Annotated in this window: 11 protein-coding genes, 1 pseudogene and 1 riboswitch; of the genes and pseudogenes, 7 read left to right on the forward strand and 5 right to left on the reverse strand. The window is 69.9% G+C overall.

Annotated elements, in window-relative coordinates:
• Positions 1–43: 43 nt before the first annotated feature.
• Positions 44–616 (forward strand): hypothetical protein, encoded by a 573-nt coding sequence (locus OO014_RS08735; RefSeq protein ID WP_272461917.1) that lies wholly within the window; start codon positions 44–46, stop codon positions 614–616.
• A 405-nt stretch (positions 617–1,021) separates the two neighbouring features.
• Here OO014_RS08735 and OO014_RS08740 read toward each other — a convergent pair.
• A pseudogene (locus tag OO014_RS08740) lies at positions 1,022–1,786 on the reverse strand (IS1380 family transposase); the annotation flags it as partial.
• Positions 1,787–1,887: 101 nt separating this feature from the next.
• Here OO014_RS08740 and OO014_RS08745 point away from each other — a divergent pair.
• Complete coding sequence (locus tag OO014_RS08745) at positions 1,888–2,457, forward strand: hypothetical protein (RefSeq protein WP_272461918.1); 570 nt, start codon at positions 1,888–1,890, stop codon at positions 2,455–2,457.
• Between the two features lie 35 nt (positions 2,458–2,492).
• Here the strand turns inward: OO014_RS08745 and OO014_RS08750 are convergent, their stop codons facing one another.
• On the reverse strand, positions 2,493–2,744 hold the full coding sequence (locus OO014_RS08750; RefSeq protein WP_272461919.1) for a WhiB family transcriptional regulator: 252 nt from the start codon (positions 2,742–2,744) through the stop codon (positions 2,493–2,495).
• Positions 2,745–3,180: 436 nt separating this feature from the next.
• Positions 3,181–4,440 carry an MFS transporter gene (locus tag OO014_RS08755; protein ID WP_272461920.1) on the reverse strand — a complete coding sequence of 420 codons (1,260 nt, stop codon included), beginning with the start codon at positions 4,438–4,440 and terminating at the stop codon, positions 3,181–3,183.
• Positions 4,441–4,562: 122 nt separating this feature from the next.
• On the opposite strand from OO014_RS08755, the gene OO014_RS08760 reads away from it, so the two are divergent.
• Positions 4,563–4,685, forward strand: coding sequence for a hypothetical protein (locus OO014_RS08760; RefSeq protein WP_420485491.1), 123 nt, complete (start codon positions 4,563–4,565; stop codon positions 4,683–4,685).
• Positions 4,686–4,688: 3 nt separating this feature from the next.
• Here the strand turns inward: OO014_RS08760 and OO014_RS08765 are convergent, their stop codons facing one another.
• Positions 4,689–5,723, reverse strand: coding sequence for a transposase (locus OO014_RS08765; RefSeq protein ID WP_272461921.1), 1,035 nt, complete (start codon positions 5,721–5,723; stop codon positions 4,689–4,691).
• A 207-nt stretch (positions 5,724–5,930) separates the two neighbouring features.
• Here OO014_RS08765 and OO014_RS08770 point away from each other — a divergent pair, with 207 nt between their 5' ends.
• The 3 genes from OO014_RS08770 to OO014_RS08780 all read left to right on the forward strand — a co-directional run bounded on the left by OO014_RS08770 (position 5,931) and on the right by OO014_RS08780 (position 9,076).
• Positions 5,931–6,722, forward strand: coding sequence for a hypothetical protein (locus tag OO014_RS08770; protein ID WP_272461922.1), 792 nt, complete (start codon positions 5,931–5,933; stop codon positions 6,720–6,722).
• 115 nt (positions 6,723–6,837) lie between these two features.
• A riboswitch (cyclic di-AMP (ydaO/yuaA leader) is annotated at positions 6,838–7,061 on the forward strand.
• A gap of 101 nt (positions 7,062–7,162) precedes the next feature.
• The gene (locus OO014_RS08775) at positions 7,163–7,936 is read left to right on the forward strand and encodes a CHAP domain-containing protein (protein WP_272461923.1); all 774 of its coding nucleotides are present in this window, start codon (positions 7,163–7,165) and stop codon (positions 7,934–7,936) included.
• 96 nt (positions 7,937–8,032) lie between these two features.
• A complete protein-coding gene (locus OO014_RS08780) occupies positions 8,033–9,076 on the forward strand; it encodes an alpha/beta hydrolase family protein (RefSeq protein WP_272461924.1) in 1,044 nt (347 codons plus the stop codon).
• On the opposite strand, the gene OO014_RS08785 is transcribed toward OO014_RS08780, so the two are convergent.
• Positions 9,077–10,294: a S8 family peptidase gene (locus OO014_RS08785; RefSeq protein ID WP_272461925.1), complete on the reverse strand. Its 1,218-nt coding sequence runs from the start codon at positions 10,292–10,294 to the stop codon at positions 9,077–9,079.
• Positions 10,295–10,459: 165 nt separating this feature from the next.
• Between OO014_RS08785 and OO014_RS08790 the strand changes: the two genes are divergently transcribed.
• Positions 10,460–11,308, forward strand: coding sequence for a DUF6299 family protein (locus tag OO014_RS08790; RefSeq protein ID WP_272461926.1), 849 nt, complete (start codon positions 10,460–10,462; stop codon positions 11,306–11,308).
• The last annotated feature ends 97 nt before the right edge of the window (positions 11,309–11,405 follow it).

The raw sequence follows: 11,405 nt of genomic DNA on the forward strand, positions 1-11,405 counted from the left end.
CCACCTCGCACGTGGGGCACCGCTATACCCCTAGGGAGGGTTGATGCGTCTCGTCTCCAGAGGTGGCTCCGGTGTGGCATTCGTGGCGTGCTCCGGCGTGGCTGCTCTCTTGCTGTCCGCGTGCGGGAGCGCTTCGACGCTTCGAATGGCAGGTGATGCACCACCTGCTTTCGGCCAGACGATCGTCACACCTGAAGGTGAGACGAAGCTCTCCGTGGGCGTCATAACCCTGTGCGTTTCCGAGGGGTCTGCACGCGTCACCGCTGCCCGATTCACGAACGGAAACCTTCCCATCGCCCACTTTGGCGTCTGGTCGCTGCACAGCTCGAAACCGAGCGTCGGGTATCTGCCCGGCGACTTGGTCACGCACGGCTTCCCCAAGGAGCCCGACCCCGTCGACGTCCTGTGTGGTTCCGTCGAGGAGGAGCCGGACGTCGGGGAAATAACCGCTCGTCTGGCGATCGACATCGAGGCCACTGACGAGGTGCGTGAGGGCAAGGGCATCACGCTCACATACGAGACAGCCGACGGGCAGCAGGGTGAACTAGAAATCCCCTTCGAGCTCAAGGTCTGCCCACCCACACAAGCGGCTTCATGCCAGGACCAGAACGGGTGAATGTTCATCGTGTCGTCATCACTGGGGGCACACGCTCAAGCCTTCGTGAACTTCCGACTGATCCACGCATTGCTTTTTCTTAACGTCTAACCGTCGCTCTTTCGTTGTACGCGCGAGGGTTTCCGGATCATGACAGATGAGGGTTTAGCAATGGGTTGAGGCTTGTCCCCTGCCACCACCTCAACTGTGATGAGCTCACTCGAGGTCTGATGGCCGCAACCGCAGGAGTTCGGCCTAACCGAATCTTGCATGGCTCGGTCGGGCGTTGTTCTCTGCGTGGGATTCGCGGGTCGCACGCTGATTCTGCCGTTCGGGTGTGACAGTGCCCCGGGTGTCGCCTCGGTGGGCGCCGGTTTCCACGGGCCGGTGGTCGTGCTCGGGTTGTCGGGACGGGCGGCGGTGTCGTCAGCCGGGGGCGGCGAGCTGACGCAGGCGCAGGATGGCGTTGTTGGCGAGCTCGGCGAAGGGGGCGCGTTCGGCCAGGTGCAGCAGCACTTGTCGGCCGTGGTGCGCGAGCGTGGCCGGGATCGAGTACAGCCGCAGCCGTAGTCGTTTGGGTTCCCACCGGCGGGCCTGGTGGCCGTGCAGTGCGAGCATCTGCATCCACGCGGTCAGCTCGGCTGCGAGGGCCACGATCGCGATCCAGATCCGGTTCTGGTCGAACCCCTTCAGGGGCAGGTTCCGCAGGCCGGTGTCCTTCGCGTTGCGGATCCGGTCCTCGACCCGGGCACGGCGACGGTGCCGCAGTTCCAGGTCGGGAAGCTGCCCGGTCTTGGCGTTGGTGGCGAACGCGGTGACGCGGTGTCCGTCGATGTCGGTGATCCGCAGCTGTGCGCCGGGGTGGGGTCGTTCCTTGCGCACGATGACTCGCATCCCAGCCGGCCACGACGAGAGGTCGAGCAACCCGGTCAGCTCGGCGACCCACGCGCCATCGCGTTCCTCGTTCTCTGCGTCGAGTGCGGGCTGCCACACCTTCTTCGGGATCTTCTTCAGCAACTCGGGCGTGGTGTCCGGGAGGGTGAAACCGACCGAGTACGACAGTCGTTGCCGCTCCAGCCAGCCCACCAGTTCGTGGGTGCCGCCGGCGCCGTCGACCCGGACCAGCACGCTGCGCCCGGGCCGGTGCCCGGCCCGGTAGCCGGGCAGCTGCCGCAGGGCGTCGCGGATCACGGCCGATCGCCATCACCCGGGTCTTCCTCGTCCTGACCGGCTACCCGCAGATCGGCGGCGACTCGCTCCACTTCGCGCACGTCCTCTGGGGCGGCATCCTGATGCTTCTCGCGCTGCTCCTCTTCATGCTGTTCCTCAGCAGGACGGTCCGCATGGTGGCGACCGTGGTGGGGGGCGTCGGGTTCGGCCTGTTCATCGACGAGGTCGGCAAGTTCGTCACGGGCGACAACAACTTACTTCTACGAGCCGGTCGCGGCGAAAGCCGGACCGCGCTCGCCGCCTTCGTCCTCTTCGTGCTCTTCTCCGCGGTCGGGCCCGTGAACGCGCTCATCGGCACCGCCCGGCAAGGCGACCGGCCCGACGCAGTCGCGTGGGTCTATGCCGGCTTCGCCGTCGCCTCGGTCGCCGTGAGCGGCTGGGGCCTGCTCCGATGGCGGGCAGGCGACCGGCAGGGCTCACTCCAGCTGTTCGAGATCGCGCTCCTGGGCCAGCTCTTCATCGTCCAGTTCTTCCGCCTCCTCGAGGAGGAGTTCGCCGGGTACTTCCTCGTCCTCGTCAACCTCGCCCTCCTGGGACTGTGCCGTGCCCTGCGCTTTGAGGACAGGGCACCGCACCGCTCCGACGCCGAGCCGGCCCTCCCCGTGGGTGAGGGACCCGCGTTGCAGCCCTGACCCCACACAGACCGGGTCTGTGTGGGGCTGGGTTGTCAGGCGGCCGCAGGCTGCTTGCGTGGGCGTCCCCGGGGCCGCTTGAACGCCACGATGGCGCCCTCGACGACCAGCTCACCGCCCCAGACTCCCCAGGGCTCGCGGCGCTCGAGCGCTCCCGCGAGGCACTCCCTGCGGAGCGGACAGGTCCCACACAAAGCCTTCGCGAACTCGACCTGCTCGGGCCGCTCCGCGAACCACAGCTCTGCGTCGTAGTCCCGGCACGGGATCGGCTGCTTGTTCTCCTTCATCGTTCACCCCTGTGATCGGGGCGCGCCCGTGGAGGTGGCGCGCCACGTGGTCGGTGTCAGCGGCAGCCGGGTCAGGCCGCCGGCAGGACGGTGTGCTGCGGTGGAAGACGTTGTAGGGGTCCCACTCGGCCTTGACCCGGGCGGGCCGCCAGAGGATGTGGCTCGGCGAGCCCGCGTCATCGCGCGCGGTCGACGGTGAGTGAACCATGTGTGGAGGTCATGGCATCCATCCTTCGAGTTGAAGTAAGCATGAAGTCAACGGGTCGCGCAGCGGGATCCATCAACTCCTTCCCGTTGACGTCGATCGGGGACCAGTCCATCCGACGCGGCAGCCCGGCCTTTTGTGACACGGCGCTTCGACGCTACGTCGCAGCACCGACAGCGGTCATGGTTCGCCGGCAAGTTCAGCCCAGCGGCGTAGGTGTGGGCCGGGCGCCTACGTCGTGGGTCGGAGACGGGGCCGCCGGACGGTGCGCCACAGCAGGCCGAGCGCCACGAGCTGGGCGACGGCGACCGTGGTGACCAGGGCCGGGAGGGAGACGTCGTAGAGCCACCCGATGACGGTCCCGCCGATGACTGCGAAGGCGCCCTGGATCCCGGCGAAGACGCCGTAGGCGGTGGCCCGCCGTCCCGGGGGGACGAGCTCGGCGACGAGCGCCTTGACCGCGGAGTCCTGGATCCCGTGGGCCAGGCCCCACCCGACGACCCCGGCCAGGACGAGCGCGAGCGACTCGGTCAGGGCCATCGCGGGCACGACCGCGACGAGCACCGGCACGACGAGCAGCACGTGGGCGCCGACGCGGTCGTAGGCCCACCCGACCGCGAGCGCCGACACGGCCCCCACGGCCATCGCCACCGCATAGATGAGCGGCACCGTCGCGACGGGGACGACGCCGTCGGCCGTCAGGTGGTAGCCGATGATCCCGAAGGTCACGAGGCCGCCCGTGGTGAGGCTCGCCGCCACGGCGAACCGGAAGAAGTCGCCCGGCAGGTGACGTCCGATCGCCTCGTCGAGCCACGCGCGCAGCCCACCCCGATGCCGTATGCCGCTGAGCCGGCTCCCCGGGTCGGCGCTCCCAGGGTCTTCGGCCGGGTCCACTGCGCCGAGGTCCGGCACCCTTGCCCGAAGGATGAGGAGCAGCGTGAGGGCGACCGCCCCGGGGACGGCGAGGACGAGCATCCCCGGCCAGATGACACCGGTCGCCGCGACGACGGCCGCGACGAGGAGGGGGCCGCTGAAGGCGCCGACCTGGTCCATCGCCTTCTGGACACCGAAGCCCCGGCCCCGGCCGAGCGACCGGGCAGCGTGGGCCAGGAGCGCCGACTTCGAGGGGCTGCGGATGGCCTTGCCGCTGCGCTCCAGGAGGATGAGGACGGCGGCGACGGCGAGCCCGGCGCCACCGAGGAAGGGAGCGACGGCGAGGAGCGGGACGCAGACCGCCGTCAGGGCGTAGCCGCCGATGGTGAGGCCCCAGTAGCGGCCGGTCCGGTCCGCGAGTGGGCCAAAGACCAGGCGGAGGACGAGCGCCATGGCCTCGCCGAGGCCGGTCACCACACCGACGACGAGGGCGGTGGCCCCGAGCGAGGCCAGCAGCGGGCCGTACATCGAGCGGGCGCCCTCGTAGACCATGTCCGCAGCGAGGCTGATCACGCCGAACCACACGACGACCCGCCAGCTCGACATCGGCGTCCTCATGCGCCCCATGATGCCGCTATCGGGCAAGGTGGGGTCGCCGCCGACGCGGTCCTCGAGTGCGTCGGGACGGGCCAGGCCATCCGGACGGCGTTCGACGTCGCGCGGCCCGGATGGTGGAGCGGGTGCTCGACGGCCGCATCGACCCGGGCCGCGTCGTCGACCTGACGGTGCCGCTGGACGAGGTCGCCGAGGGCTACCGCGCCATGGACGAGCGGCGCGCGATCAAGGTGCTCCTGCGGCCCTGACTCTCATGTGGCGGCGTTGACGAAGCCGATCACGACGGCGCCCCACCATCCGACCTGCGACACCGCGGTGGAGAGCATCATCTGGCGCCACTCGCGCTCGGGCACGTCGACCGGGGAGGCATCTGCGGACAGGGCGGCCAGGCGCAGCCGCACCGGGGCCATGACGGCCCCGTTGACCGCCACGGCCAGGACCAGGACCAGCTTGAGCAACGTCAGTGGCGACCCGACGTCGGGCCGCAGCAGGGCGCCGGTGACGAAGAGGCCGCCCAGGCCCAACCAGATGATCGGCGCGGCAGCCGCCGCGAGGCGAGTCGACTCCGTCAGGGCACGGCGTCCGGCCAGCCAGAGGAGACCGTGCCAGTCGACGAGCAGGACGGCACCGAACGACACGACGAGCGACATGACGTGGAGCGCGCCGACCGTCGGGCGCCAGGGGTAGGACTCGGGCACCAGGCGGGAGAGCAGGATGCAGGCGGCGAAGGCCGTCAGGACGACGACGAGGCGGTGCACCGGGTCGAGGCGCGCCGTGGCGGCGAAGATGCCGTCCCCCGGCGCCGCCGCGGCCAGGTCCCGAACCACGGCGGGGCTCGGCGGCGGGTCGGGCGCCGGCTGAGCGATGGGCTCGCCGAGCGGGTCAACGCCGGCCTCCCCCGGGTCCACGGGTGCGGCGGCCGCAGGAGGCTCGCTGTCGGCGGCCGGCAGGACGGGCCAGTCGAAGGAACGCCAGTCCGGCCACCCGTCGTCGAGCCGTTCGGAGGCCGGCCCGGGATCGGGTTGGGCTGCCGGAGCCTCCCGCAACCACCGCCGCAATGTGCTCGGGCTGATCTCCAGCTCGCGGGCCGCGGCGGCGACGCTCACACCGGGGCGGCGCGCGAGGGCCACGGCGTCGGCCCGGAACTCGCTCGAGTACCGCCTGGGTCGCTCGGGTGTGGCCGGCGGCGTGCCCCGGGTGGGCAGGTGGACGACGATCGCCTCGTCGGGACGCTGGCGGCGATCGTCCTGGTCCTCCGGGAACCGCTCAACTGGTGGATGGGACATGCAGTACCTCGTGCCTCCCCCGGGCCGGTCCTGTGGGAGCAGGATCGGTCAATTGCGAGGATAGCGACCGATCAGGGGGCGTCAGGAGTCCCGAAGATGCCTACGCGCCAGTAACGTCCACGTGCGCGCGTTCGCGGGGTGACCGTGTGGTAGCACCTACAGTTGGCGGGGTACGTGTTCTGGATCAGCCACTTTGGGGGTAGCGCGATGACACAGGAACCACCCACCCGTCGGGCACGCCGCGAGCTCGAGCGCCAGCAGCGCGGGCCCGTGGCCGCCGTTGCCGTGGTCCTCGTGGCGCTCCTCGGTGTGGGGGCCGCGGTGTGGTTCGGCACAGACCTCTTCGACGGTTCTCCCACCGCCGCGCCCGTGACGGCCCCCGCCTCCACCCAGCCGCTCACCACGTCGAGTGCCCCTCTCCCGAGCACTCCCAGCAGCGAGGCCACGACATCGGCGACGCCGACGGTCGACCCCGTGGCGGCCAAGGTGGAGCAGTGCCGCAGCGGGTGGCAGCTGCAGGCGAAGGCGGCACGCGCCGCAGCCACGTCCCTCCGGGAGTGGGACAAGCACCTCGACATCATGAACGCCCTCCAGGCCGGCAAGATCTCGTTGGCAAGGGCGAAGAAGGACTGGGCACCGACCACGGCCCAGGCCCCGCAGCACATCGCGGCCTTCCATGCGGCGGACCGCGCCTACCGGTCGGCGAAGCAGGGCTGCACGCCCCCCACGGGAGTGCCGGCGAGCGAGCAGACCAAGGCGCTGAGCACCTGCGCGACCGGCATGCGGGTCGTCAACGGGATCCTCGGGAAGGCTCGCGCGGCGATCGAGCCCTGGGAGACCCATCTGAAGGACCAGTCCCACTTCAAGGGGGGCGACATCAGCGCCGCACGGGCCGAGGCCCTCTGGCGGTCACTCTGGCAGCAGGGGCTCAAGCGCAACCCGCCCTACTTCAAGGCCGTCTCCGCGGGTGCCAAGGCAACCTGCCCGATCGCCGGCTGAGGCCCAGATCACGCCCCGTGGCTTTACGAAGTCATGGAAATCCCGTTACCTGAACGTGACATCCGCGGATACGTCATCTAGTCTCGTCTCCAGCCCCTTCCCCTTGGGGCCGACTGAGAGGCGGACGCCGAGTCCTGCCAACGCCTCGAGGTCCCGTTTGACCCACATGGCAGGAGCGGGGGAACCACAGTTCCTCCGAGTGTCGTGGAGCCGGCCCCGTGCCGACTGCGCGCCGCTCTTGGGGTGTAGCACTCGAGGACGGCCTCCGGGCCCGAGACGAGAGCCGGGCAGCCTTTCGCCCGAACCCGACAGCTAACCTCGTAGGCGCGGAGAGGTTCTCTGTGAACACTGACAACCGTCCCGGGCGACACCGGGCGCCGGGTGCCTACAGCCCGCTCGGCGAACTCAAGAGCATTGCTCGTGAGTCAGCACAGCCCGCCATGAAGGGCGCCGCTGTCGTCGCCGCCGCCGGCGGCCTCGTGGCCACGCTGACCACACCGGCCTCGGCCGAGACGATGTCCGACACCTCTGCGGCCGCCCCGATCGCCGCTCCGAAGGTCGCCGGCCCCAAGGCCGCCGCCGCTGTTGGCCCGACCGCCGCCGTCGCCCCCGCGGTGGCGCAGTCGCCCGCGCTGAGCTCCATCGGCTACGCGACGCCGAAGACGTCCGCCAAGGCGAAGGCGATCGTCATCAAGGACGTCGTCGTCGAGAAGCAGCGCGAAGCGGCTGCCGAGAAGGCCGCCGAGAAGGCCGCCGAGGCCCGCCGCGAGGCCGCTGAGCGTGCTTCGCGTGAAGCCTCGCGGTCCTCGCTCACGACCTCGACCTACACGGCCAAGACGACGGTCAACGGCACGTCGGGCCAGAAGTCGGCCTACAACTGGGGCTCCGCCGGCCAGTGCACGTGGGGCGCGCTGAACAAGTGGTACCAGTCCGAGGGCTACTACCCGGGTGGCTGGACCGGCAACGCCATGACGTGGGGCTACGGCGCCGCCAACGCCGGCTACACCGTCTCGGGCACGCCTCGCACCCGATCCATCGTCGTCCTGCAGCCCGGAGTCCATGGCTCTTCGAGCGTCGGGCACGTCGCCTGGGTCACCGCGGTCAACGGCAACGAGATCACGATGATCGAGATGAACGCCCTCGCCGGCCCCTACAACTACAACACGCGCACCGTCACGCACCTCCAGGGGATGCAGTACATCTACGCCCCGTGATCTGACGGCCACACCCCTTGCCGAGGGCGGGAACTGCGATGCGCAGTTCCCGCCCTCGCTGGTTGGCCGATCGGACCACGTCGGTGACACTGGGGTGTGGGAAGAGCAGCCTTCGTCTCCGTGTCACTGGTCGCCGCCTTGATGGTCGGGGCCTGCACGAGCAGCCCGCCGAAGCCGGTCGTGACCAACCAGACCGGGTCCCCTGCGGCGGGCAGCGCCAGCGCCAGCGCCACCACCAACAGCAGCCCGACCACCGCGCCGGCGGCGGATGCCGACCCCGCTTTCATCGAGTCGCTGATCGCTACCGACTTCGACGGCCGCGACCTACGGCTCGGACGTGAGAGCGGGAGCACCGAGGCCTACCGGCAGTACTTCGCGACCTACCGCGGTGACGGCCTGCGGATCTCGGGCCGGATCAACATCCCCCGCGGCAAGGGCCCGTTCCCCGCTGTCGTCCTGGCACACGGCTACGTCCCGATCGAGGAGTACACCAACGGCGCGACGATGCTGCGCGAGCGCGACCACCTCGCCCGTCGGGGCTACGTGACGCTCCACATCGACTACCGCAACCATGCCCAGTCCGACGACGACCCGGCCAATGGCGAAGCGCTCCGGATCGGCTATGCCGTGGATGCGGTCAACGCGGGTCTGGCCCTGCGGCAGCTCGACGCGGTGGATCCCGACCGGATCGGCATCATCGGTCGCTCGATGGGCGGCGGGGTGGTCTACAGCGCCCTGGTGGCCAAGCCGGGGCTCTTCAAGGCCGGTGTGGCCTACAGCCCGGTCAGTTCGGACACGGTCGACAACTTCAACCGGTGGGTCCGTCGCGACAGCGAACGGCGGGGCGATGCGCGAGCGGTGATCCGGCGGCTGGGCACGCCCGAGCGCGCCCCGGAGACGTGGGCGCGGACCAGCCCCCGCTCGTACTTCGAGCGCATCACGGACCCGATTCTGATCCACCACGGCACGGCCGATGAGGACTGCCCGATCCGTTGGTCCGAGGAGACCGTGGCCGCGTTGAAGAGGGCCGGCAAGAAGGTGACCTACCACGTCTACGAAGGCGAGCGGCACACCTTTACGGCCCAGTGGCCCCTGTCGATCCGGCGCACCGAGGCCTTCCTCGACGCGAACCTGCGGTGATCAGAATCCCGAGACGTTGACGAGCGGCTCCTGCGTCCCGTCGGGGTCACCGGTCCAGTCGAACGTGCCGGCGGCCCGGAGGTCAGTCCGCACGGTGGCCGGGGTGGCCCCCGGGTGGGTGGACAGGTAGAGCGCCGCCGCACCCGCGACGTGCGGACTGGCCATCGACGTCCCGGAGATCGACCGGTAGCCGCCGCCCCGCCACGTCGACAGGACACAGACTCCGGGAGCGGCGAGGTCGACGTCCGACCCGTAGTTGGAGACGCCGGCGAAGGTGTCGTCGCTGCCGTAGGCACACGTCGGGGTCCCGAAGCCGCCGGCCAAGCCGTCGAAGTCAGCGATCGCGGACACGGCGATCACCTCGGGGAAGGTTGCCGGAACGGAGGAGGAGGCATCCATGGAGGCGTTGCCGGCCGCCACGACGTAGGTGACTCCAGCCGCTGTCGACCGGCAGATCGCCTCGCGCATGCCGTGGTCGGTGCACGAGCCCTCGGAGCCGCTGCCACCGAGGCTCATGTTGGCGACCTCGATGGTGTCTGCGTGGGCCGTCACCCAGTCGATGCCGCAGAGCACGGACGACCAGGAGCCACTGCCGGTGGCGTCGAGAACCCGAACGGCCCAGAGTCGCGCGCCGGGAGCGACGCCCACGACCCCCATCTTGTTGTCCTTCGCGGCCGCCGTCCCGGCCACGTGGGTCCCGTGCCCGTTGAGGTCGTTGTAGGACAGATTGCCGGCGATGCAGTTGACGCCGCCGACGACGTTGAGGTCCTTGTGTCGCGGGTCGATTCCCGTGTCGATGATGGCGATGTCGACGTCGACCGAGCCGCGGCCGTCGCCGGCACGGGTCGAGCTCACGTCAGCGCCGATCCGGCGGATGCCCGCCGGGACCGTCTGCGCCGTGATGTGCACTTCACGATCGGGCAGGACCGCAGCGACGCGGGGGTCCTGGCTCAGCGCCCGGACGGCACTCGGCGTGAGCCGGGCCGCGTAGCCCTTCAGCGCGTGCCGGTAGACCTGGCTGACAGACGCACCCACCCTGCGAGCGTGACTGGCGGCCACGGCGGCCGGATCGGCTCCAGCCTTCAGCGACACGATGTAGGTCGCCGAGCCTCGGGCGGCATCCGCGCTGGAAGGGGCCGCTGCAGAGGCAGCCCCTGATGTGACTGCCAGCGCCCCCGCGAGCAGGAGCGGCATTGTCGACCAACGCTTGATCTTCATGAATTTCCCCCTATTTCGGGCTTCGGGCAGCATGCCCGAACTCCTGTCACTAGCGTAGGTCTGTGGCCTTGGCCACGCGGCCCAACGGCGAAACTCGCATCCCTGGCGCTCGGCGCGACGTTGGGAGCCGGCGCCTTGCGCACGACCGAAAGAGGGGTAGGTCACATGAAGGCTTCACGACGGTTCCTGGCGGCTCTCGCAGCTGCCCTCACCTCGCTCGCGGTGGTGGGGTCACCCGCTGTCGCGGCACCCCCCGGCAACGACACGTTCTCAGGTGCCGAGGCGATCGCGGCCATGCCGTTCGCGGCCAGCCTCGACACGACCGAGGCGACGACAGACAGCGACGACGACGAGCTCAACTCCTGGTGCGGCGCACCGGCCATGGACGCGAGCGTCTGGTACAGCTACACCGCCACAGCCGACGAAGCGCTCCTGGCAGACGTCTCCGCCTCTGACTACAGCGCAGGGGTATTCGTCGCCATCGGCGCACCGGGCAGCTTCGAGGTCCTCGGTTGCGGTCCCGGCGGGGCCGTCTGGGAGGCCTTCACGGGTGAGACCTACTACATCGTCGTCATCGACGACCAGCAGGACGGCACCGGCAACGGTGGGCAGATGGAGCTGAGCATCGACGTCGCTCCTCCGCCGCCCGCGCTCGAGATCACGGTCAACAAGAACGCGCGTTTCGACTCCAAGACGGGCGCCGCGATCCTCTCCGGGACGTTCATGTGCGGGAGCGACGCACAGTTCGCGTTCCTCGAGGCTTCGGTCACCCAGCGGGTCGGGCGCATGCTCATCCGCGGCTACGGCGCGACCGAGCTCACCTGTGACGACACGACCCGCCCGTGGGAAATGATGGTCTTCGGCGAGAACGGCCTCTTCAAGGGCGGCAAGGCCGTCAGTGCCACCTTCTCGGTGGCCTGCGGCATGGCCTTCTGCTCGGACTACTTCTCGGAGGACGTGATCAAGCTCTCCGGCAAGAAGTCCGTCAAGCCGAGCGCTGCTCGCGTCCGCTGACGCCACCACCCAACCACACCGGGCCGTATGCCGCTGGGCCAGCTCAGCGGCATACGGCCCGGTCCTGTTGTGGCTGGGTCGTCAGACCCACACGCCA

This window comes from Intrasporangium calvum, assembly GCF_028446585.1.
Taxonomy (GTDB): Bacteria; Actinomycetota; Actinomycetes; order Actinomycetales; family Dermatophilaceae; genus Intrasporangium; species Intrasporangium calvum_A.

Bases quoted from the DNA above. Each gene is read 5' to 3' on its own strand.
- OO014_RS08735 (WP_272461917.1), top strand. From the start codon at position 44: ATGCGTCTCGTCTCCAGAGGTGGCTCCGGTGTGGCATTCGTGGCGTGC.
- OO014_RS08745 (WP_272461918.1), top strand. From the start codon at position 1,888: ATGCTTCTCGCGCTGCTCCTCTTCATGCTGTTCCTCAGCAGGACGGTC.
- OO014_RS08750 (WP_272461919.1), bottom strand. From the start codon at position 2,744: ATGAAGGAGAACAAGCAGCCGATCCCGTGCCGGGACTACGACGCAGAG.
- OO014_RS08755 (WP_272461920.1), bottom strand. From the start codon at position 4,440: ATGAGGACGCCGATGTCGAGCTGGCGGGTCGTCGTGTGGTTCGGCGTG.
- OO014_RS08765 (WP_272461921.1), bottom strand. From the start codon at position 5,723: ATGTCCCATCCACCAGTTGAGCGGTTCCCGGAGGACCAGGACGATCGC.
- OO014_RS08770 (WP_272461922.1), top strand. From the start codon at position 5,931: ATGACACAGGAACCACCCACCCGTCGGGCACGCCGCGAGCTCGAGCGC.
- OO014_RS08775 (WP_272461923.1), top strand. From the start codon at position 7,163: ATGAAGGGCGCCGCTGTCGTCGCCGCCGCCGGCGGCCTCGTGGCCACG.
- OO014_RS08785 (WP_272461925.1), bottom strand. From the start codon at position 10,294: ATGAAGATCAAGCGTTGGTCGACAATGCCGCTCCTGCTCGCGGGGGCG.
- OO014_RS08790 (WP_272461926.1), top strand. From the start codon at position 10,460: ATGAAGGCTTCACGACGGTTCCTGGCGGCTCTCGCAGCTGCCCTCACC.